General features: G+C 51.7%; 20 protein-coding genes. 3 read left to right on the plus strand and 17 right to left on the minus strand.

Annotated elements, in window-relative coordinates:
- Positions 1–31 precede the first annotated feature (31 nt).
- A complete protein-coding gene (locus IRJ17_RS22920; RefSeq protein WP_217022429.1) occupies positions 32–1,861 on the minus strand; it encodes a peptidoglycan D,D-transpeptidase FtsI family protein in 1,830 nt (609 codons plus the stop codon).
- Positions 1,862–2,214: 353 nt separating this feature from the next.
- Between IRJ17_RS22920 and IRJ17_RS22925 the strand changes: the two genes are divergently transcribed.
- Together IRJ17_RS22925 and IRJ17_RS22930 are read left to right on the plus strand one after the other, a co-directional pair.
- A complete protein-coding gene (locus tag IRJ17_RS22925) occupies positions 2,215–3,576 on the plus strand; it encodes a S1 family peptidase (protein ID WP_173597449.1) in 1,362 nt (453 codons plus the stop codon).
- A gap of 31 nt (positions 3,577–3,607) precedes the next feature.
- On the plus strand, positions 3,608–4,171 hold the full coding sequence (locus IRJ17_RS22930; protein ID WP_173597450.1) for a DUF3221 domain-containing protein: 564 nt from the start codon (positions 3,608–3,610) through the stop codon (positions 4,169–4,171).
- Between the two features lie 196 nt (positions 4,172–4,367).
- Here IRJ17_RS22930 and udk read toward each other — a convergent pair whose 3' ends face one another.
- The 11 genes from udk to IRJ17_RS22985 form a co-directional block, all read right to left on the minus strand.
- On the minus strand, positions 4,368–5,009 hold the full coding sequence (udk, locus tag IRJ17_RS22935) for a uridine kinase (RefSeq protein WP_122964178.1): 642 nt from the start codon (positions 5,007–5,009) through the stop codon (positions 4,368–4,370).
- Positions 5,010–5,052: 43 nt separating this feature from the next.
- Positions 5,053–5,697: an O-methyltransferase gene (locus tag IRJ17_RS22940; RefSeq protein ID WP_217022427.1), complete on the minus strand. Its 645-nt coding sequence runs from the start codon at positions 5,695–5,697 to the stop codon at positions 5,053–5,055.
- A 71-nt stretch (positions 5,698–5,768) separates the two neighbouring features.
- Positions 5,769–6,869, minus strand: a complete 1,101-nt coding sequence (gene mltG, locus IRJ17_RS22945; RefSeq protein ID WP_242771998.1) for an endolytic transglycosylase MltG — start codon at positions 6,867–6,869, stop codon at positions 5,769–5,771.
- A gap of 130 nt (positions 6,870–6,999) precedes the next feature.
- A complete protein-coding gene (locus IRJ17_RS22950) occupies positions 7,000–8,457 on the minus strand; it encodes a CoA-acylating methylmalonate-semialdehyde dehydrogenase (RefSeq protein ID WP_122964181.1) in 1,458 nt (485 codons plus the stop codon).
- Between the two features lie 24 nt (positions 8,458–8,481).
- Entirely contained in the window at positions 8,482–9,372 is an 891-nt protein-coding gene (locus IRJ17_RS22955) for an NAD(P)-dependent oxidoreductase (protein ID WP_242775319.1), read from the minus strand.
- 529 nt (positions 9,373–9,901) lie between these two features.
- On the minus strand, positions 9,902–11,380 hold the full coding sequence (locus IRJ17_RS22960) for a sigma-54 interaction domain-containing protein (protein ID WP_242772000.1): 1,479 nt from the start codon (positions 11,378–11,380) through the stop codon (positions 9,902–9,904).
- A gap of 82 nt (positions 11,381–11,462) precedes the next feature.
- The gene (locus tag IRJ17_RS22965; RefSeq protein ID WP_005832492.1) at positions 11,463–11,753 is read right to left on the minus strand and encodes a DUF1292 domain-containing protein; all 291 of its coding nucleotides are present in this window, start codon (positions 11,751–11,753) and stop codon (positions 11,463–11,465) included.
- A gap of 6 nt (positions 11,754–11,759) precedes the next feature.
- Positions 11,760–12,176, minus strand: a complete 417-nt coding sequence (ruvX, locus tag IRJ17_RS22970) for a Holliday junction resolvase RuvX (RefSeq protein ID WP_122964184.1) — start codon at positions 12,174–12,176, stop codon at positions 11,760–11,762.
- Between the two features lie 9 nt (positions 12,177–12,185).
- Complete coding sequence (locus tag IRJ17_RS22975) at positions 12,186–12,446, minus strand: IreB family regulatory phosphoprotein (RefSeq protein ID WP_063230247.1); 261 nt, start codon at positions 12,444–12,446, stop codon at positions 12,186–12,188.
- 123 nt (positions 12,447–12,569) lie between these two features.
- Positions 12,570–15,218 carry an alanine--tRNA ligase gene (gene alaS, locus IRJ17_RS22980; protein WP_173597454.1) on the minus strand — a complete coding sequence of 883 codons (2,649 nt, stop codon included), beginning with the start codon at positions 15,216–15,218 and terminating at the stop codon, positions 12,570–12,572.
- A gap of 321 nt (positions 15,219–15,539) precedes the next feature.
- Positions 15,540–16,604 (minus strand): AI-2E family transporter, encoded by a 1,065-nt coding sequence (locus IRJ17_RS22985; protein WP_242772002.1) that lies wholly within the window; start codon positions 16,602–16,604, stop codon positions 15,540–15,542.
- A gap of 372 nt (positions 16,605–16,976) precedes the next feature.
- Here IRJ17_RS22985 and IRJ17_RS22990 point away from each other — a divergent pair, with 372 nt between their 5' ends.
- On the plus strand, positions 16,977–17,663 hold the full coding sequence (locus IRJ17_RS22990) for a TerC family protein (RefSeq protein ID WP_122964299.1): 687 nt from the start codon (positions 16,977–16,979) through the stop codon (positions 17,661–17,663).
- Between the two features lie 121 nt (positions 17,664–17,784).
- Here the strand turns inward: IRJ17_RS22990 and IRJ17_RS22995 are convergent, their stop codons facing one another.
- From IRJ17_RS22995 to IRJ17_RS23015, 5 genes are all read right to left on the minus strand, one after another.
- Positions 17,785–17,979, minus strand: coding sequence for a hypothetical protein (locus IRJ17_RS22995; protein WP_229049892.1), 195 nt, complete (start codon positions 17,977–17,979; stop codon positions 17,785–17,787).
- 30 nt (positions 17,980–18,009) lie between these two features.
- Positions 18,010–18,216, minus strand: coding sequence for a hypothetical protein (locus IRJ17_RS23000; protein WP_005832479.1), 207 nt, complete (start codon positions 18,214–18,216; stop codon positions 18,010–18,012).
- 18 nt (positions 18,217–18,234) lie between these two features.
- Positions 18,235–18,732 carry a PRC-barrel domain-containing protein gene (locus IRJ17_RS23005; RefSeq protein WP_122964188.1) on the minus strand — a complete coding sequence of 166 codons (498 nt, stop codon included), beginning with the start codon at positions 18,730–18,732 and terminating at the stop codon, positions 18,235–18,237.
- A gap of 75 nt (positions 18,733–18,807) precedes the next feature.
- Positions 18,808–21,069 carry an SF1B family DNA helicase RecD2 gene (gene recD2 / locus IRJ17_RS23010; RefSeq protein ID WP_217022423.1) on the minus strand — a complete coding sequence of 754 codons (2,262 nt, stop codon included), beginning with the start codon at positions 21,067–21,069 and terminating at the stop codon, positions 18,808–18,810.
- Positions 21,070–21,171: 102 nt separating this feature from the next.
- Positions 21,172–22,836 carry a methyl-accepting chemotaxis protein gene (locus tag IRJ17_RS23015; protein WP_173597457.1) on the minus strand — a complete coding sequence of 555 codons (1,665 nt, stop codon included), beginning with the start codon at positions 22,834–22,836 and terminating at the stop codon, positions 21,172–21,174.
- Between the last annotated feature and the right edge of the window lie 210 nt (positions 22,837–23,046).

Here is a 23,046-nt window from a genome sequence, read left to right on the forward strand (position 1 = left end):
GGCAAGCGCAACCAGCTTCAGGCGCGCGGCTTCATTCTCGGGAATACGCTCCAGGAGGTCGGGAAGATCGAGCTGTATAATCGGCAAGTTCATCGACCGCACGCCGAAAAAGCTCCAGTGCCTGGTTCTTCCCCCAGCTTGGCTGGTTCTCTGATACGACACAGATCGCAAAGCGCGGTTGTTCCAAAGGAGCGTAACCGACGAACCAAAGGTGATTTTTGGCATCGGTTGTACTCCCTGTCTGCGCGGTCCCGCTCTTCCCGGCCACCTGCCAGGAAGAGTTCAGCAGCATCTGGCCGGTCCCATCTGTGACGACCTTGCGCATCATTTTTCGCAGCTTGCTGGCTGTCACGTAGTCGATGCCGTCGGCCGCAAGCTTTTGCTCCGGAAACGAGTAAAAAGACTGACCGTTCCGGTAGGCGATTTCCTTGACCAGACGCGCCTGCGCGGGTTCACCTCCGCGCAGGATCGTCACCATCAAATTCGCTGCCTGCAACGGCGTTATCCGCACATCGCGCTGGCCGATGGCGCTTTGGATCAGCACGCCTTCGTCATTGTGGGACACGCCCTCGGCAAATACACGCCCGCTTTCTTCGCCATCGAGCTGCTTGAAACCATCGAGCTTGAACAAGTGGGCCGTAGCGTGCCCAACCTCTGTCGCCAAGCCCAGCCGACGGGCGTATTCCGCAAGCTTTTCCCCGCCGACCCTTTTCGCAATCTCGGCAAAAGCGATATTGCACGACTGCGCATACGCCTCTTCCAACGTGACGCTGCCGTGCCCCTCTTTTTTCCAGCAAGAAAAATGGTACTTGCCATACTCTCCGCTGCATGTAAACCGATCGGTCGGGGAAACGACACCCTCTGCCAGAGCGGCGGCAGCGACTACCGTCTTGAAGACGGAACCTGGCGGCAACTGTTTGAACGCTCTGTTTTTCCACTCTGTCGCAAGCCCGCTCACATTCGTCTGGTCGTAGGCCGGGCGACTGACAGCCGCGATGATATCGGCATTTTGCGCATCCAGAACAATCAAGCTGCCTTCCCGAAGCCCGACCTGCTCAGCCGCTGCTTCCATGCGCCGCTGAATGTCCACATCGAGCGTGGTGGACAACGACAGCGGATAGTATTGGTTGCTTGGCTTCGTATAGCGAATATCGAGACCACGCAGCGGCCTTCCTTGACCGTCCACATAGTAGGACAAGACAGATGGCTCCACGCCTTGCAAAAAGCGGTCGAAGCTCCGCTCCAGACCAGACGCGCCCACGGTCGATTCGGCGTTCATTTTGCCGTTTGCCCACTCATCGGGATACAGGGACTCGACCATGCCGGGGTTTTTATGAATAAAGCCGATGAGGTGCTTCGCTACTTCTTCCGTGCGATAGCGCTCTGTCACCGCCAGCGCCACCACGCCCGGTATCGCCAGCGCGTTGATCTCCTCTGCCTGCTGTTTGGTTAGCTCGATCAGCTTGCCTGCGTCATTGCGCAAAAGCTGCGGCACCTTCGCCTGCTCCATCGCCCGCGACAATCGCTCACTCGGCTGTCCGGTGATCTTCGCCAGTCTGACAAGCCCATCTGTGCCTTCCATGCTCCCACGAGCGAGCGGAAACAAGATCAGCGCCAAATGCTCCACGCCCGTGAACGCATAGCCTCCCCGATCCAAAATATCTCCGCGCCCGCTGTGCAGCACGATACTTTGCTGCCGCTGCTTCACCGAGGCTTTCACCAAGTCGATCCCGCGTCTGGAAAAGCGGTGAGGCGCTCCGAGCTGTATCCACCACAGACGGGCGATCAGCCCCAGCCAGACAAGCGACATCACCATCAGCACCAAAAAATGCCGTCTTTTGATTCGGCGATCCAGTTGCATGAAGCTTCCCCTCCTCGCCCTTTTCTTCCCAGTATTGCCAGAATAGCCGGGCGAAAAACGATCCGGTGCGAAAACTTGACACTCCAAGCGGCTTGTGCTGATGGTGCATTTGTTCCACAAAAATTCTAAGCACACTACCGTTTTTTCGTGCCAAATGTTTAAGGCTAGCACCATTTTCATTGGCAAATATCCAATTCATTACACGTGATAGGTAGCATTTCGGTTCGTAATATAAAGTGTTTAAAACTCAAATAATGTAAAAAAATGAAATTTTATCAATTAATATGAAATGAGGTTTTTTAACCTAAAAAATGTTATAATTTACCATTATCATACAAAAGAGGTAAGAACTAATGAAGAAACTAGGAGCGTCACTTTTGGTCGCAGCACTATTAGCTACCACAGTAACTACATTCTCAATTCCGGCAACGTCAACATTGGCAGCACCAAAACACAGCCCAGAGATACAGCAATATCTCGAGTCTAATGATGCACTCAAAGAAAGTGAAAGATTTAGAGAGGAAATGGGCTTGTCCTCCAATACTAAAAACTTAAAAACATTGTCCAAAGACCCCCAAAATTTCTCAGAAAAATACGGGGTATTTCTCACGAAAAAAGAGGAAAAAGAGCTAGATGCAAGGCTAGAGGAACAAAAAAAGCTCATTCCGCCAATCAAGGACTTCATTGCAGAAAATCTGCAAGAAGAATTTGCTAGCATGTATATTGATCAAAAACTAGGGGGCATAGTTCGTATTGGATTTAAAACTGGATCTGAAGAAAAGGTCAAAAAATTTGAGGAAGAACTGAAGAACCTTTATTCAAAAGACATGCTTGAGTTATACTACACAGATTATACTGAACAGCAACTGGATGAAATTGCAGAGTCTGTATCCGAAAAAAGGGATGTATTAGCACAGCGGGGACTGGATATTTCTTCTGTCAGTGTTAATATTCCTGAACAAAAAATTGATATTGGAGTAAAGAAAAAGACTGCTGCTTCCAGAAGTCTTCTTTTAGATTCAGTCATTGTTAGTGATTTAGATCTAGGCGTTGATGGCAATCTCATTAATATATTTGAAGAAGATGTGCATGAAGTTCAAGCTAGCCCATCCAGTAAATTCAGGCCAATTCAAGCCGGTTTAAGGATTACTAATGTGGAGACGGGTGGTAACTGCACATCTGCATTCTCTGCTCAAATTGGAACAGATTCTTATGTGCTTACTGCTGGTCATTGTGTCGAGTCTACTGGAGATAAATTCTCTCAAGGCGGGGAGAGATTTGGTAGAGTTGAGGATTATAACTTCGGGGGAAATGTTGATGCTGCAATCATTGAGTTAGATGAAGGATCTGATGACGCCACTTATTATCTTTTTGGTAACGATAAGTCAAAATTAAATAACATTGATGAGGTTCAAAAAACAAAAAATGAAACAGTTGGAGATGCCGTATGCATTTCTGGTGCTACAACAAGAAGCGTCAAATGCGGGACATTAGAATCAAAGAATTGGAGTGGCTACCTAACCACCAGTGACGGTAAAGTTTACTTTACAGGCTTGAGACAAGCGTCATATTCAAGCCAGAGTGGGGATAGTGGCGCTCCAATCTTTCTAGAGGGTACAGCTATAGGCATTCATAACGCAGGGGATGGTATTTACACTCATATAACTAGAGCTGTTAATCATTTTGATATTGATGACATCTATATTGGAGACTAAGATATTTTTTATACGAGGGAGAATAGGTAAAATGAATAAATATCTAAAGTTCATTACCTTGTCTACCATGGTTCTCTTAACAGTAGGTTGCTCAGAGGAAAAACCTAAAAATGAACATAAAGGACTAACGGGATTTGTCATTGAGGCGAACTATGAAAAAAGAGCGCTACTTGTTGCAGAAAGTGACAAAACATCTGCTACAGAAGGAAAATATGGTGTTGAATGGTATTCGTTAAATGACGATGCTATTCTGCTTGATAGTAAGAATAGTAAGATTTTGTTTACAGATATTGAAGTGGGTTCAGAGGTAGAAACATGGTCAACTTCACCTTCGTTAGAGTCATATCCAGCTAAAACAGACTTGAGTATGCTAGTAGTTGCAGATGATGTGAAGCACCCTAATTCTGATATGTCACAAAAGAAAGCCGTTCAAGCGGCTTTAAATTTTGTAAAAAATCTTTCTGACAAACCAGCAACACTAATCGTGCAAAAGGTAGAAATCAAAAAAACTGAATGGCTCATTCATATATATAATTTTGATTTAGGGAAGAGTTATGAATTAAGAGTTAATCCAGAGACTGCTGAAGTCTCTTAAGCCCCAAACTGCAATTGAGTCACCCCCTTATCTTGCTAAATTAAAATCAGAAGAACAACTTATTGAATAAAAACATCCCGCTCCACTTTTGATAGTGAAACGGGATGTTTTTATTCCTTTTTAGGGTTTCCGTCATTCAGGACTCCCCTTTTGGGACAGCCCATCGTGCTTGCCTTCTTTTGTATCCATCAGAATGCTACAGCTTGGCTGGCTCCTGTTTTTCCAACAAAATGTTTTTGATTTTGGTGGACAGCAGATCGAGCGCCACCCGGTTGTATCCGCCCTCTGGGATGATGACGTCGGCGTAGCGTTTGGTCGGCTCGATAAATTGCAGATGCATCGGGCGGACGACGTTCAAATACTGGTTGACCACGGAGTCCAGGGAACGGCCGCGCTCCTCGATATCGCGTACGATCCGGCGAACGATGCGGACGTCTGCATCCGTGTCGACGAACACTTTGATGTCCATGAGGTTGCGAATGCGCTCATCTTCAAGAATCAGCATTCCTTCCAAAATGATGACGTCTTTCGGGTCTACCTGGACTTGCTCGCTCTTGCGGTTGTGCACCTTGAAGTCGTAGATCGGCTTCTGGATCGCCTTTCCTTGCAAAAGCTCCTGCAAATGCTGCAAAAGCAGATCGTTGTCAAAAGCGAACGGATGGTCGTAATTGGTCAAAGCCCGGTCTTCCACACTCAGATGGCTTTGATCTTTGTAATAAGAATCTTGCTCGATCATCGTCACGCTATCGTTGCGGAACTGATGATACAACTCCCTTGCCACAGTGGTTTTTCCGGAACCACTGCCCCCTGCCACGCCAATCAATACAGGGTTACCCATGCCACATGTCCCCTTCCTCATGCTGCGTCCATCCTTTTTTGCCCTACGGCTGTATCTTTTTCTTCAGGCTGACAGCCAATCCGTCTCCTACCGGAATGAACGTCGTCTCCAAATCCGGTCGCTCCGCCAAATGGGCGTTGAATGCGATCAGCTTGTCCACCATCGGCTTCTGTCTCTTTCCAGCCTCTTCCGGTGTCGCCACCAAACCGCGGAACAGCACGTTATCGCTGATCACCAGCCCACCTTCTTTCAGCAGCGGCAAATACAAATCGAGAAACGCCCGATACTGTCCTTTTGCCGCGTCGATAAACAGACAGTCAAACTGATAAGAATCAGGCAAGCCGAGCGTCGCGTCGCGGGAAAGAATTTCAACCCGTTCTGCGCAGCCTGCTTCCTGTACATTTGCCCGTGCCCGGGTCAATCGGTCTTCATCTATGTCCATCGTGACAATCCGCGCCTGTGGTGCCGCTTCGGCAAGCCAAATGGTCGAATAGCCGATTGCCGTCCCCACCTCCAGAATCGCTGCGGGGCGATGCAGCAAAAGCAGCATTCTCATCACCTGAGCGGAAGCGAGCTGAACGATCGGAATATTTTCCTCGGCCGCTTCCTGTTCCAGCCGCGCGAGCAGCGAAGAACGTTCCGGAACCAGGCCCGACACGTAGTCGTCAATTGCGGGATTGGTTATCATGCTTTCACTCCTCTTTCGTTACAACCGCATTATTATAGCATACCTTGCAAAAAAGAACAGGGGAAACCTGGTTAGTTTCCCCTGCTTTTTGCATCATTTGCGTTGTGCTCGGAAAGTGTTTTGGAAAAGTAATGTTCCGAGGTTCCGTCTTTTTTCGTCACGTAGAAAAAGAAGTCGTGCTTCGCTGGATTGACAACCGCCGTAAGCGATGCCCGACCCGGGTTTGCGATTGGTCCCGGCGGCAATCCAGGGTTCGTGTACGTATTGTACGGACTTTTTACCTTCAAGTCGTCATACGTCAGCCGATCGCGCTGCTTGCCCAGTATAAACTGCACGGTAGCGTCTGCCTGCAACGGCCACTTGTCCCGGATGCGGTTGAAATAAACACCCGCGACGAGCGGACGTTCTTTGTCCACGGTCACTTCCCGCTCGACGATGGACGCAAGGTTGACCACTTCGTCCATGGTCAGCCCACGCTGCTTGATCAGCTCGTTCCATTCCGGCTGCCATTCCTTGGCAAACTGAGCCAGCATGCGGGACACGACATCATGGGCCGTCGAATCTTTTTTCACTTCGTACGTCTCCGGGAAAAGGTATCCTTCGAGGCGGTGCTTCCGGTTTTTATCTTTCGGAATTTCCGCTACAAAAGCAAACTCGGGGAACTCTCCTTCATTCACTTCTTTCAGGAAGGCTGCTTTTTCCACAATTCCTTCCTTGTCCAGATGCTCGGCAATCTGCTCAATATTCCAGCCTTCCGGGATCGTAAAACGCTCGGCGTTGACGACCGTTTTTCCCTCGGCCATCGCCGTGAGCATATCGTCAATGGCTTGTCCTGTTGTAAACTGGTATTCTCCCGCTTTCAGCTGCGGTCCCACGCCTTTGTACTTCACGTAATACTGGAACAGATCGGCATTGCGGATAAGCCCTTGCTCTTCCAGCAGTCTGCCGATTTCCCGCGCGGAAGAACCGGCGGGGATCGTCACGTTTTTGGCCGCTTGCGGACCATCTACGGGTTGCAACCCGTTGTACACGTACCACGCTGCCCCTCCTGCGGCCAACAGGCCAATGAGAAACAAGGCGACGAGCCACATGACAATTCGTCCGCCCCGTCTGCGCCGATACGTGGCAGGTCTTTCCGATCTGAAATCAGACTTCGCTGACATTGGTTTCAAGCTAGAAATCCTCCCTTTAGGGTCTCTTCTCTCCATCCCGTCTATTATACAAGAGCTGACTTTCGCTGTCACTGTATACGATTTTTTGGCGAAAAGAGAAGAATTGGGAGGATTTCTGCTCAAGACCCAATTAGAACCAGCGGGCCGTCACTGTTTTTTTGCGGGTGTAGAACTGCACTCCATCCGTTCCGTTTGTGCCCAAATCGCCGTAAAACGACGCCTTGTTGCCTGCAAAAGAGAAAAACGCCATCGGAGCCGGGACATTCACGTTCACCCCGATCATTCCCGCGTCGATATTTTCACGGAAATGCCGCACATGCTCTCCCGATGTTGTGTAAAGCACGGCTCCATTGGCAAAATCCGAGCGGTTCGCCAGCTCGATTGCTTCATCCAGGCTTTTGACACGAACAATGCTTAAAACGGGAGCGAAAATTTCGTCCTGCCAAATTTTCATCTCCGGCGTCACCCCGTCAAAAACGGTCGGCCCCAAATAGTAGCCGTCCGGCAGCTCCTGCATCACGCTTCTGCCGTCCAGCAGCAAACGCGCTCGCTGCGCCTCCCCGCTCTCAATGTATCCGAGCACACGCTGGCGATGGGCGTCCCGAATCAGCGGAGCGACGAACGCCTCCTCGTCTTGCGTATCTCCTGCTTTCAGCTCCTGCGCGGCTTCCAGCAGCTTTGCGGTAAATTCATCCGCGATGTCTTCCATGACACATACGACAGACGTCGCCATGCACCGCTCTCCCGCGCTGCCGAAAGCGCCGTTGATGATTCCCTGCACGGTTTTCTCCATGTGGCAGTCTGCCATGACGACCGCGTGGTTTTTCGCTCCCGCCAGCGCTTGAACCCGCTTGCCATGAGCTGCTCCGGTTTTGTAGACATACTCGGCCACCGGCTGGGAACCGACGAACGAAACCGCTTTGACGAGCGGATGGACCAGCATGCCGTTCACGACGTCGTGGGCGCCGTGCACCATGTTCAGCACGCCTTTTGGCAATCCAGCCTCCATCATCAGCTCAACCAGTCTTTCCGCAAGCAGCGGCGTGCGCTCGGATGGCTTCAGCACAAACGTGTTGCCGCATGCAAGCGCCAGCGGAAACATCCAGAGCGGGATCATCATCGGAAAATTGAACGGAGTAATTCCTGCCACGACTCCGAGCGGATAGCGGTACATGACGCCCTCGATTCCTGTCGCGATTTCCGGCAGCGATTGTCCCATCATCAGTGTAGGAGTGGCTGTCGCAACCTCCAACGCCTCGATCCCGCGCTGTACCTCGCCACGGGAGTCTTTGATGTTTTTGCCGTTTTCTTGCGTAATAATGACAGCCAGCTCTTCCGCTTCCTGCACAAGCAGTTGATGATAGCGGTACAAAATCCGCGTGCGATTGGGCACGGGCGTTTTGCGCCACCAGGAAAACGCTTCGCTCGCCGCCTTCACAGCCTGATCGAGTTCTTCCCGGGAAGACAGCGGAACCTGCGCGATGACTTCGCCTGTGGCTGGATTGATGACGGCTTCCGATTTGCCGGAGCTGCTTTGCACCCACTCTCCGTTGATGAAGTTTTTTACCTCTTTCACTGCTGTAGCCATGAATCATTCTCCTCCCCTGTGGCACTACGCCTGAATTTTTCGCTGTGCGGCTTGCACGTAGGAATACAGCGCCGCCATGTCCTGCTCACCGAAGCCCGCTTGCTGCGACTTCTCGTACAGGCTGATCAGCTCGGCTGTGATCGGCAAATCCAGACCAGCCTGATGAGCCATCTCCTGGGCGATTTTCAAGTCTTTCAGCAGCAAATTCAAGGAAAAGTGCGGCGCAAAGTCGTTGGTTGCGATAAAGCTTTTATAGTTGCGCTCGTAGATGCGACTCTGTCCGTAGCTGACATTCAATATCTCGAACAGCTGGTCGAGGTCGAGCCCCATTTGCGCCGCCAATGTTACGCCTTCACTGACCGCAGATGTATAAAACCCGATCAGCAAGTTGTTGATCAGCTTGACCGCCGTTCCGCTGTCGACCCTCGCCCCGACGTGAAAAATATTTTGACCGAGCGCAGCGAATATCGGCTGCATCTGGTCGAACAAGTTCTTTGGTCCGCCCACCATGATGGTCAACGTCCGATTTTTCGCCCCAATGACTCCGCCGCTGACAGGAGCAGCCAAATAGCCGACGCCTTTTCCTGCGCAAGCCACTGCCAAGCGCTCATTCAGCCCAGGTGTCACCGTGCTCGTATCCATGAGAATCTGCCCTGCTCTCGCATGCTCCAGAATGCCGCCCGCTCCGGTGTAAACGCTCTCAACAATTCCAGGCGAGGGCAAGCTCGTCAAAACGACCTCTGTCTGTTTCACCACCTCTTCAATCGTCAGTCCCGCAACTCCGCCAGCGGCCGCAAACTCCTTTTCCGCGTCTGGATTGACGTCGAAGCCATATACCGCATACCCGCTGCCAAGCAAGTTTTTGGACATAGGCATCCCCATATTGCCCAGACCAATCATACCAATTACAGGCAAACTCGACATATTGAACTCCTCCTTTTTTCTAAAAGATGAGGGGTTAGACGGATGCACTACGGCAGATGCCTCTGTCTGTTCCTGAGTCTAGCGGTCACTCCGCCTATCCCTAAATCAAAGGCGCTCTTTACTTCTCCTAATCGTAGGCACACCCCGCCCCTCCTAAGTTCAGGACGCTATTTGCCTCTTCCTAGGTCGCAGACACATCCGCCTCGCCAAGTCCAAGGCGCTTTCTCCCTCTCCTAAAATCGCAGGCACACCCCGCCTCCCTATGTCCCGGACGCTCTTTGCCTCTTCCTAGTTCGCAGACACATCCGCATCTCCAAACCCAAGGCGCTTTCTACTTCTCCTAAATCGCAGCCACATCCCGCCTCTCCCCCCTCCAGAAAGCAAACTCCGTGCCACGACGTTTTAACCGCTTCATCCTTGCTTTCTTTCGACCAACTGTCCAGAAAACACAAAAAGTGTCTAGACAATTACACCGAATCGTCTAGACACTTTTTGATCGCCGCCCCCGTTCTGCTACCTATCAGCTAATTTGATACTTGCTCAGCTTGTTATAAAGCGTTGCCCGGGAAATGCCGAGCTTTTTGGCTGCTTTCGACTTGTTCCCTTTCACTTCATGCAGCGCTTCCAGAATACGCTTCTTTTCCGCCAAAGCCCCTTCTGCTCCGCCTCCACCAGCCTGATTCAGCGGCGTCCCGGCTTGCCGATCACGCTGGGGCAAGACTGCTTCGGCAAAGCCTGTTCCCCCGAAAAAGACCGCAGGCAGATCACTCGTCCGTATCCGATGGTCCTCCGACAAGGTGACAAGGCGCTCAACCGTGTTGACCAGCTCGCGTATGTTGCCCGGCCAATCGTAGTTGATCAACAGTGACATGGCTTCTTTGTCGATGTCTTTTGGCGGCATGTTGTTTTTCTTGCTGAGCGCCTGCAACTGCGCCGCGATCAACAAAGGAATGTCCGTTCTTCTTTGCGCCAATGGAGGAATGACAAGCGGAATGACGTTCAGGCGGTAATACAAATCTTTGCGAAAAGCCCCCTCCCTGACCCTGTCTTCCAATGAATGATGCGTAGCCGCAACCAGCCGAAAGTCGACGGGAATGCTCTTGATTCCCCCGACGCGTTCCACCTCGCGCTCCTGCAAGACCCGCAAAATTTTCGCTTGCATGTGCAGCGGCATGTCGCCAATCTCGTCCAGAAAAAGCGTTCCTTTGTTTGCCAGCTCGAACTTGCCCGGCTTTCCGTCTTTTTTCGAGCCGGTAAAAGCGCCTTCCTCGTAGCCGAACAGCTCCGACTCCAGCAAATTTTCCGGGATGGAGGCACAGTTGACGATTACGAGCGGGCCATTTTGGAACGGGCTTAGCGAGTGAATCGCTTTGGCGAACAGCTCCTTGCCCACTCCGCTCTCCCCGGTCAGCAAAATCGTGGCAGACGTCTGGGCCGCTCGCCGCGCGACTTTTTTCGCCTCTGCGATCGCTTCGCTCTCCCCGATAATCTGGTCAAATGTCACTTTGTTGCTTTTCGGCCTAGGCGCCTCGATCACAATTCGGCTATCCCCGATTTTCTCGTGCAACACTTGCATGCGGTCAAAAATTTGGTATAGCTCCGACACCCCTTCAAAAATCAGCATGCCAACGGCGCCGATGACCCGGTTTTCTTTCCAGATCGGGATGCGGTGAACGACCATATCCTGCCCGAGCAGTCTGTGCGCCTGGTTTCTTTCCGGTATTCCGGTTTGCAGCACGACAGGCAAGCGCGTATTTTCGATCACCTCTTCCACGTAACGGCCGATGACATCTTCTTTGCGCACGCTGATAAATCGGCAGTACGCATCGTTCATCATGCGGATGTAGCCGTGCTCATCCACGATCGTAATGCCCTCGTATGCTGTATCGAAGCACACCTTGAACCATTCGATTGAATTTTCCAACTCCTGTATCCGTTTTTCGGCTTCCTTGTACTTTTCCCAAATCAGTTCGGAGCCGGACTCGATTAGGCCATCCATCTCGCTTTCTCCTCTCTGTTTGACTTCGGAAGCAAACAGCCTTGCCGATAAAAAAAGAGAGGGCATCTGCCCTCTCTCGTTGTTAAATCCCGTCTTTCTCCAAATCAGCAATCAATGTTTCGAAGGTAGCTTCTACTTGCTCCCACTCTTCGTCGTCTTCGATTGGCTGAAGCATGTCTGTACCGTCATAGCGCAGGAAGTGAACCTCGTACTCTTCTTCTTCCTCCTGATCGACTGGAACGAGCACCAGATAGCTGCGGTCTTCGATATCAAAAATATACATGATCCGAAAATCTCGCGGCTCCTCTGTTCCCTCTTCTGTCAGGGCAATCACGTCGCCTACTTCAAATTCTTCCATCATCTCTTCACTCACTTAGGGTCACCTCGATTTCGCGTCCAAAAATCCTTGCAGGATCAATGTGGCCGCCATTTTGTCAATTACTGTTTTGCGCTTTTGGCGACTGACGTCCGCAGAAATCAGCATACGCTCTGCTGCCATCGTCGTCAAACGCTCATCCCACATGTGGACAGGAAGAGATGTCCGTTCCTCCAAAAGCTTGCCAAATGCCTGGCACATCTCGGCGCGCGGCCCGATTGTGCCATTCATGTTTTTCGGCAAGCCTACTACGAAAGCACCTACTTGATATTGCGCTACCAATTCCTGAATGCGGGCAAAGTCTTTTTCCTTGGACTGCCGCTTGATGGTCTCCACCCCTTGGGCGGTCCATCCCAGCTCATCGCTGACAGCAATTCCAATCGTCTTGTCGCCTACATCCAATCCCATCAATCGTGTCATGTTCAAGGTCTACTTGCGCTCGGACAAGTAAACGGTCACCAACTCTTCTATGATTTTGTCCCGTTCCAGTTTGCCAATCAGGCTGCGCGCGTTGTTGTGGCGAGGGATAAACGCCGGGTCGCCAGAAAGCAAGTAACCGACGATCTGGGTGATCGGGTTGTATCCTTTTTCTTGCAGGGCTTGGTAAACCTCTGTCAATGTTGCCTGCACTTCCGCCGCATTCGCTTCCTTGGGCACCGTAAACTTCATGGTATTATCCAACGAACTCACAATCAACACCTCGATTTCCTTCAAGACTTAAAGGTTGTATTGGCTTTTCGCTTCCATACTTTATTCGACCCGGATGGAACCTACTCCTTGTCGATTTTGCAAAAATTGTTGGCGGGATTTTCGTTATTTCGCTACTGCCTGGCTTTTGACAAGCTCCACTACCGCATCCAATGCTTCTTGTAGCTTGGAAGGATCTTTTCCGCCCGCTTGCGCCATGTCAGGACGCCCGCCGCCGCCACCGCCGCAACGAGTAGCCACTTCCTTGATAATTTTTCCGGCGTGAACGCCTTGATCCATCAGATCTTTGGTGACACCTGCTACCAGGTTGACCTTCTCGCCATCGACAGAGCCAAGCACGATGACAGCAGAGCCAAGCTTGTTCTTCAGCTCGTCTACCATGCCGCGCAGGTTGTCCATGTCAGAAGCGGATACGCGTGCAGCGAGCACGTTCATGCCGTCTACCTGCTTCAGTTGATCGGTCAGCGATGCCGCTTCGATGTTGCCCAGTTTCGCGCGCAACGATTCGTTTTCGCGCTGAACTTCTTTCAGTTGTTGCTGCAAGCCTTCCACGCGCGCAGGCGCTTCTGCCAGCACAGGTGCTTTCAGTGCGTGAGCCACTTCTTTGAGCGTCGTGAACTGCTGGTTCAGGAACTGGTAAGCCCCGCGTCCTGTCACGGCTTCAATCCGGCGTGTCCCTGCGCCGATGCCGCTTTCGCTGACCAGCTTGAACAGTCCGATTTCCGCTGTGTTGTTGACATGGCAGCCGCCGCAAAGCTCAAGGCTGTAGTCGCCCACTTTGACAACGCGCACGACATCGCCGTACTTCTCGCCGAACAACGCCATGGCGCCCATTGCTTTTGCTTCTGCCAAAGCTTTGTTGGAGATTTCGACAGTCAGGTTCTCCCACACTTTTTCATTGACGATTGCCTCGATGCGCTCCAGCTCTTCTGCTGTGATCGCACTGATGTGGGTGAAGTCAAAGCGCAGACGCTCCGGTGCTACCAAAGAACCTGCCTGGTTGACATGCGTGCCCAGTACGTCTTTCAGCGCTTGGTGCAGCAAGTGGGTAGCTGTATGGTTTTTCGTAATCGCCAGGCGTGCTTCGCGGTTTACTTCCGCGCGGACTGTATCGCCTTTGCGCAGTGTTCCTGCTTCGACGATGACCGAGTGCACGTTTTGGCCCATTGGACCTTTTTGCACATCTGTCACACGGGCTTTGACGGAGTCGGACACCAAGTATCCTTCGTCGTTGATCTGACCGCCGCTCTCTGCATAAAATGGCGTCTGGTCGAGAATCACTTGTACAGTCTGGCCTTCTTCCGCTTCTTCAGCCAATTGGTTGTCGAAAATGATCGCTTCGACTTTTCCTGTTGCTACCAATTCAGTATAACCAACAAACTGGCTTGTAACCGTCAATTCGGACAATGGACCGCCCTGGATTTGCATGCTGTCCACGTCTTGACGGGCAGCGCGGGCACGCTCGCGTTGTTCCTCCATCGCCTTGTCGAAACCGTCGCGATCTACGCTCAAGCCTTGCTCGTTCGCGAAGTCTTCGGTCAAGTCAACCGGGAATCCGTACGTGTCGTACATTTTGAATACGTCTTGGCCGGACAGTTGCGTTTGACCGCTTTCCTTTGCTGCCTTCACCATGTCTGACAAAATAGCCAGGCCATCGTTCAACGTTTCGTGGAAGCGCTCTTCCTCGGCACGGATGACTTTTTCGATAAACGCGCGTTTTTCTACAACCTCTGGGTAGAACTCGCCCATCATCGTGCCGACTGTTTCTGTCAGGCTGTACAGGAACGGCTTTTCCACACCCAGCTTTTTGCCCATCCGCACAGCGCGGCGCAGCAGACGGCGGATGACGTAGCCGCGACCTTCATTGGAAGGAAGCGCTCCATCCCCGATGGCAAACACGACCGTACGCGCGTGGTCAGCGATGACTTTCAACGCTACGTCAAGCTCAGGGCTTGTCTTGTATTTCACACCCGAAATCGCGCTCGTTTGCTCGATCAGCGGGAACAGCAGGTCTGTTTCAAAGTTGTTGTCGACACCTTGGATAATCGACGCCATCCGCTCCAGCCCCATGCCGGTATCGATGTTTTTCTTAGGCAGTGGCGTGTAGGTGCCATCCGGGTTGTGGTTGAACTGGGAGAACACCAGGTTCCACACTTCCAGATAACGCTCGTTCTCGCCGCCTGGGTACAGTTCCGGGTCGCTTGGATCGTTGCCAAACGCTTCGCCGCGATCGTAGAAAATCTCTGTGTTCGGGCCGCTCGGACCTTCACCGATATCCCAGAAGTTGCCTTCCAGACGAACGATGCGCTCCTCGGGAACTCCGATTTTTTTGTTCCACAGCTCAAACGCTTCCTCGTCTTCCGGGTGGATCGTGACGGAAAGCAGCTCTGGATCGAAGCCGATCCATTTCGGGCTGGTCAAAAACTCCCACGCCCACTCGATCGCTTCTTCTTTAAAATACTCCCCGATGGAGAAGTTGCCCAGCATCTCGAAGAAGGTATGGTGGCGAGCCGTCCGGCCAACGTTTTCAATATCGTTGGTACGGATTGACTTTTGTGAATTGGTGATGCGCGGATTGTCCGGGATGATGCGTCCGTCAAAATACTTTTTGAGCGTCGCTACACCACTGTTGATCCACAGCAAGGAAGGATCGTCGATTGGCACCAGGGGAGCACTCGGCTCAATGCGATGTCCTTTTTCCACAAAAAAGTCAAGGAACATCTGGCGAATTTGATTGCCTGTCAGCTTCTTCATCTGCATTCTCCTCTATTCTGAAAATAAATAAAAAAGCTCCCATCCCCTCAGGGACGAGAACTGTTTTTCTCGCGGTACCACCCTGCTTACAGGCTCTCTTGCACGCCAAACGGCGCGACAGCCTGTCGCTTTATGGGCATCTAACGGTGCCAACCCGCCGGTTTTTGCCCGGTCTTAGGAGTAGCCTTCCGTTGCACTTCTTCTGAGCGCCCTCTCAACCGTGAAGCGCCCTCTCTGTAGAAGGTTTGCAGCGTACTCGTTCCCTCATTGATCAAGCCTGTACTCATCTGTTCGTATTATAAATTTTTTTCCTGACCCATGTCAACTTTCATGCATCATCACAGCGATTCGGCTGATGACAACTTTGCAAACGGCGAGTACGGGCACAGCCACGATCAGCCCGATAATCCCTCCGATCGTCTCCCCGACAAGCAAGGCCACGATAATCGTCAGCGGATGCAACTGCAAGGAGCGCCCCACGATGTTCGGCGACAGGATGTTGCCTTCCAGCACTTGAATGACGAGATTGACGGCGATCACGAACAACAGCATTTTGGTCGAAATCGTCAGCGCGACGACAATCGCAGGCGCCGCCCCGATCAATGGCCCGATGTAAGGAATGATGTTCGTCAAACATACCACAGCGGCGAGCACGAACGGATACGGCATGCCGATCAGCCAGTAGCCGAGATAAGCCAGCACCCCGACGACCAACGCAACGATCATCTGGCCGTGTATGTAATTCCCGAGCGATTCATTAATGTCCCGCAGGACGACCAACACTTGTTTGCGGTACGGCTTCGGAACGATGGACATGCCTGTTTCGTGCAGTTCCTTCATGTCTTTTAAAAAATAGAAGGCAATAAACGGGACGATCGCAAAGGCAAACAGCTTGCCCAGCGACTGGCGGGCATTGTTGACAAGCTTCGTTACAGAGTGGGACATCCCTTCCTGCGACTGGATAATTACCCGATCCACCCCGTGGGAGATACTGTCTGGCAAAAAGTATTTGTGCGCCTCCCATTCGCTCATCCACGTGTAGTACCAGTCCATCAGCCGCGGCAAGTCATCGGACAGCTCCACGAGTTGATTGGTAAAGACGGGAATCGCGTTGATGACCGCAATCGTAATCACCAGTACAAAGGAAGCGTAAATCAGCAGAACGGCCATCAGCCGCGGGACTCTGCGCTTTTCCAGCAGCTGCACGACCGGATGAAGCAAATACGCAATGACCAGACCCAATATAATGGGAATCAGCACTTCCTCCAAAAGGGCGAACAACTGCCCGAGGACCGAACGGAGCATCCACAGCAGATTGCCGATGACGAGCAGCGCAATCAACCAGAGAGCAGCCGCAAAAAGGCGGCTACGCCGCAATTCCTCCACGAAGGACACCTCCTCTCCATTTCCATTAGGGTGTGTTCTTCGTACAAAATTCATGTAACCTATTGACACCTTCCAAGCATCGATAGTAGTATGGAGTTACAAGAGGATATCTCCAAAGGGGAGTAGCTTTTTCGCAACATAGTCGTCATTACGGGAGAAATCCCCGGCTATGTTGGCAACATTTTTCTAATGTTGTAAGCAAGACCTTTGCCTAACAGGTAAAAGGTCTTTTTCTGTTTTCAAACGACCTTTGCCTGTCCAGGGAAAGGTCGTTTTCTTTTGTGCCCCTTTACATACAATATGGGAGGTATCTAGAAAACGGCCCGGTGGATGACTCATTTTTCCAAACAGGAAGAGGAGGAGGAATTGAACATGGAACTATTGTTACAACCTGAATTTTGGTCGGCGCTGCTTGCGATCATCGTCATCGACCTGGTCTTGGCCGGAGACAACGCGATTGTCATCGGGATGGCTGCACGCAACCTTCCAGCCCATCAGCAGAAAAAAGCGATCATCTGGGGAACGGTGGGCGCGATTATTATCCGGGCTTTGGCAACACTTGCAGTAGTGTGGCTGCTGAAAATTCCGGGCTTGCTGCTCGTAGGTGGCTTGATTCTGTTGTGGATCGCCCTCAAACTGCTCGTCTCCGATGACGGTCACGAGAATATGAAGGCAAGCGGAAGTCTTGGCGCAGCGATCTGGACGATTATCGTGGCGGATACCGTAATGGGTCTGGACAACGTTATCGCTGTTGCCGGTGCCGCACATGGCGACTTTCTTCTGGTGATCATCGGACTGATCATTAGCGTTCCGATCATGGTCTGGGGAAGCACGATGATTTTGAAATTCATGGAGCGTTTCCCTGTCGTGATTTACGTCGGTGCCGGCGTCCTCGCTTACACGGCTGCAAGCATGGTAACGAGCGAGAAGTTTTTGGCCCCGTTCTTTACCGCTTATCCGTGGGTCAAATGGGTATTCATCGTTGCCGCTGTCGTCGGCGTCCTGCTGATTGGACGCATGAAAAGCCAGCAGCAAAAACGACTCGCCGAACAAAACTGACAAATAAACGTAGGCTCCGTCGCCATCCGTGCGACGGAGCTTTTTTCTGCACAAAAAAAAAGCACCCGAACTCATACTATGTTCAGGTGCTTATGAACGTTCCTGTGAGCGTCATCCCCCGTTAACGGGTTACGGCGCGCATCAGCTTGCGCCCTGTCTTCAGCATGCGCGTCACATCACGCATGGAAAACGGCAGCTGATTCCAATTCAGTGAAAACCGACTGCGGCGGCGCGGAGCCATCAAATAGCCAATGACAGCCACAATTCCGCTTGTGGCAAGGACGCGCAAAAGGCTTCGTGTAAACAAGCGTGCCACCTCCAGTTGTTTTTCCTGCGTAAGCAGTTGCTACATGTTCAGTTGAGCAGAGACAGTTTGATCTTCAATAAACAGATCGTTGAGCGAATGCAAAGAACCGTCTTCTTCCACCTGGTAGACAGAAGCAATCTGCTCGTTGGAAACGCTCATTTCTATAAAGCAATTCCAGCAGTAGTATTGATTGGTTCCAATCTTCCCTACGTCTTTGGAACTGCAGTTCGGGCAAATGACACGCATCACGCTTTTCCTCCCTTATCACGCCTGGATACGAACAAAGTCCGGCACGATCAGGTTTTCTTCCCCGATGATGACGGAAGCTGGGGCAGACAAACGCTTGCGACCTTCTGTCACGTCCGCAAACCAGCCATTGGACAGTTCGTACCCTACAAGTTTCTCCCAGTTCGCTGAAAAGTAAACATCTTCCAGCCTGCCAAGGAGTTCTCCGGAAGCGGTAATGACCGCTTTTCCTTTTAGCTTTGATTTTCCCGTCACGATGCCGACAGGCTCAAATCCGGCGAGATGAGGCAAGGGCGTGATTGCGTTTTTACCCGATACGGTAAGGCAGGATTCCCCTACCGCATGAATCTGTTCGGTAGGAATGTAGGTGCCAGAATGGAACCAACCCTGTTCGCTCAGCAAGACTCCTCGTACATGCCAAGTGGAGTCGCAAAGAATGTCACGAACGGTGCCGAGCGTCTCTCCCGTCTGGAGGCAAACTACTGGCAAACCGACTGCATCCATTGCCTTGCGCATGTGGGACATCCCCCTTCCGCTCCTTTAGTATCGGGCGAAACGGACATGTCCATTCGGCGCAAATGGTTCCAGCTTTCAATCCTGCTTGAGCCGTTCTTCCAAAAAGCTGTACCGCACGCCTTCCTCGTCCGTTTCCACGGCTGCGCGAAAAGCATCTGGCTCCCCGCACATAATGAGGAAAGACTTGCTCCGGGTAATGCCCGTATAAACGAGCTTGCGCCGCAGCATCCGGTAATAGCTTTTGACAAACGGCATGACTACGATCGGAAATTCGCTCCCCTGTGATTTGTGTACGGAACAGCAGTAGGCAAGCGTCAACTGATGGTAATCGGAACGCTTGTACACCACTTCCCGATTGTCGAAGGCAGCGACCAGCATTTCCTGGTTTTCTGCGTTCTCATTCGGGAAAAAAATCGCAACAATTTCACCCATATCGCCGTTGAACACCTGTTCCTCAGCATTATTCACCAGTTGCAGGACTTTGTCGCCAGTGCGAAACGTCGTGTCCCCGAAGGTCACTTCCCGTTTTTGCGGCGTCTTTGGATTAAACAGCTCCTGCAACTCTTCATTCAACCGGTTCACCCCGGCATTTCCTTTATAAATAGGTGCCAAAACCTGTACATCTTTTGCCGTATATCCTTTTTTTACGGCTCCGGAGCAAATTTGTTTCACTGCTTCCGGAACTTCTTGTGGCGAACTTGTGAAAAATCGCCGATCCGGTGTCGTATCGAGCAAATCTGCCGGGACGTTGCCTTTGCGCACATCGTGGGCGAGCCGGATAATCGTCGACTCCTCCGCCTGCCGATAAATCTCCGTAAGCTGGGCCAGCGGCAACAAGCCGGAGCGGATCATATCGAGCAGGACGTTTCCCGGGCCGACGGACGGCAGCTGGTCGGGATCGCCGACCATAATAATTTGCATCTCATCCGGTACGGCGCGGAACAACTGGTTCGCCAGCCAAATATCGACCATCGACATTTCGTCCACAATCAACAGCCTGCCGCGAATCGGATGCTCGGCGTCGTGCTCGAAGCTCTCCCCTTTGTAGCCGAGCAGGCGATGAATCGTCATGGCTGGCAAGCCAGTCGTCTCCGTCATCCGCTTGGCAGCCCGTCCGGTTGGCGCAACGAGCAAGATCGGAAAAGGATTTTCTTCGTTGTATTTTTTCAGGTCGAGTGACAGGCCGTGCAGCTGCGAAAAGACGCGGCAAATCCCGCGAATTACCGTTGTTTTCCCCGTTCCCGGTCCCCCCGTCAAAAGCATCAGCCCGGATGTAATCGCCTGCTCGATCGCGTCTCGCTGCGTCTGGGCGTACGTGATGCCCAGTTCATCTTCCACGGCTCCCAGCGCACGGTAAAATTCAGAGGTAGGAAACGAGCCGAATGAGTCCCGCTGCGCGAAATGACGCAGCCTTTTGGCCAACCCAAGCTCGGCAAAAAACAAGGAGGGCAAGTACACGCGCTCGTCTTCCCAGGCAATTTTGCTCGCGACAAACATGTCCTCGACCGCACGGGTAATGTCTTCTGCGACAAACAGATGTCCGCCGCATTCCAAAAGCAGTGCCAATGTTCTTTCGCAAAGCTCTTCGATCGGCAAATAAACATGGCCTTCCGAATAAGACGCTTCCTGGAGCACAAACAGCGCCGCTGCCTTGACGCGCTCTTCCGAAGATGCGGCTATCCCGGTAGCACGCGCGATATCGTCCGCCCGCTTGAAGCCGATCCCGACGATATCTTCGATCAGCCGGTACGGTTCTTCCTTGAGCACGGTCATCGTCTCCAGCTTGTACGTCTGGTAAATTCGCAACGCCATGTTCACGCCAATCCCGAAGTCGTACAAAAATACCATCGCGCTTTCCAGCGAACGATGCTCCAGCACAGACTCGTAAATGATTTTGGCGCGCGATTCGGAAATCCCTTGAATTTCTGCGAGCCGCTCCGGATAATCGGCGATAATCGTCAAGGCATCTACGCCGAGATGTTCCACGATTCGTTTGGCCATTTTTTTCCCGATGCCCTGAAACAGTCCACTGGCCAAATACCGCTCCACGCCCGACAATGTCTTCGGCGTCTCTCGCTCGTATCGCTTCGCCACGTACTGCTGCCCGAAGCGAGCATGCGTTTTCCACTCGCCGTAGAAGGTGTATAGCTCATCCGGATGAGGACGAGGGAAGTTGCCGACAATAATGACTTCTGATTCCTTGATCGCTTCAGTAGTCTCCTCTATCTTTAGACGAATAACTCCGTACCATGTTTCTTCATTGTAAAAAATTTCTTGTGAAATAAATCCGCGAATATAGTTTTCCGCAAACAGGGAGATTGATTGTTGTTCTTCCATCTCACCTTCTCCTCTCTTGCTTGCTCCAAGCACGTTCAAAGTGGCACGAACAGAAAAATCCACTTTAACAGGGAAAGTGGATTTTTCTCGCAGTCATACGTTTTAAATTGTAAAGCGTTTTACTTGGTCTGACAACTGTTCAGCCATTTGCGCCAATGTTTCCGCAGCCGCCGTCATCTCTTGCGTCGTCGCGGTCTGTTGTTCGGACGCTGCCGCTACCTCTTGCGTATCTCGTGCCGCCGTGTCAGCCAGCTCCGCAATTTTATCCGAGTGCGCGACCAGTTTGACCGTATCGCGATGAATCCCTTGGGCCGCCTCGTTCATCCGGTACACTTGCTGACTGACATCCTGGACGGCCACCAAAATTTGCTGGAAGCTTTCTCCGGCGATGGCTACTCCGCCTCTGCCTTCCTGGACGGCTTCGGTTGTCGTTCCCATCGCGTGCACCGCATCCAAAATATCGGTATGAATCGCATGGATCAGCGAAGCAATTTCTTCTGCCGCATGTCCTGACTGTTCTGCCAGCTTGCGTACCTCTTGCGCAACGACTGCAAAGCTTTTTCCTTGTTCACCTGCGCGGGCAGCTTCAATCGCTGCATTCAGCGCAAGCAGATTGGTTTGATCAGAAATTTGCCGGATGATCGTAATAATTCCAATAATTTTTTCCGATTGCATTCCCAGTTCCCGGATGACTTGCTCTGTGTTCCTCGCATGATTTGTGATCTGATCCATTTCCTGAACAAGTTCTTTCAGCTTGCCTTCGCCATCTTGCGCCAAAAGGAACGCCTGCGTCGCATCCGCATTGACCCGCTCCGTGGAAGAGGCGATTTCTTGGATATCGCCGCCGATGTGCGACAAAGATCGAGTGGTATCCGATACGGTCTGTTTCTGCTGCTCCGAGCCCATGGCGATCTCGGTTGAAGCAAGCGAGATTTGCTCGGCAGCCCTGGCACTCTCTGCTGCACTCGCTGTCAACTCCTCGGATGCCGCCGCAACCTGCTGGGAGACACGCTGCACTTCACTCAGCATTTTACAAAACACTTCCATCATCTCGTTGTACATAGCTGACAGCTCGCCAAGCTCGTCCCCCGAACGGATTTTCGCACGCTTGGTCAAATCTCCCGTCTCGGCCATTTTCATCGCTGCGACCAGCTCTTTCAGCGGACGAACCAGCCTGCTGACGATAAAAATTCCGGTAGCCAGAGCCACGATTGCACTAATCAGGTTCAAAAGGAACATCATCGGACGGCTGCTCTCGATCGTCGCCAGCAAATCGTTCTGGTAGCTGCCAATCGCGAGAATCCAGCCGTTCGGCAACTCTTCGTACACGGTCAACTTCGTAGCTCCCTGGAACTCATACTCCAGCCAGCCGCTCTTTTTCGCCAGCATCTCTTGCATGAACGCTTCGCCCGCGAGCGATTTGTTTTGCACGTTCGGGTCCGGGTGGAAGATCGGGACTCCGCTGGCATCCGCGATATAGGCATAGCCAACCATGCCATTCGGCTTATAGTAGCTCTCTGCCACCTCGCGAATGATCTCGTCAATTTTTTGTCTATTGCTGTCGCTGATCGTTGTGTCCTGCGTGTAGGGAACCAGCTCCCGGGCCTTCATTTGGGTTATGTATTGCAAATCGGAAACGGTCAGTCTGTAAACCGCATTCCGTGCGTTTTCAAACTGGATGTACCCGACTACCATCAATGGAAGCATGGTCAGGAAGAGAATGGTAAGCACCAGTTTGTAGCGAATCGAGATACGTCTGGCAATCATGAATAATTCCTCTCCTTTTGCTGGACGAAAGCGCTTTCGTTCTTCCGGCCTGGTTCTACGGAATCATTCTAACATTGTTATCCACTATTAACCACAATTGCCACACAATTAGAAAATTTGGAGCGAAAAACAAAAGCAGATTGCTTTTTTTGCTTGCAATCTGCACCGAACTGTTATCTGTAGTTTTTCCTTTTATTCCCTCATTTTCCA

It is taken from the genome of Brevibacillus parabrevis, assembly GCF_022701015.1.
GTDB classification, from domain to species: domain Bacteria; phylum Bacillota; class Bacilli; order Brevibacillales; family Brevibacillaceae; genus Brevibacillus; species Brevibacillus parabrevis.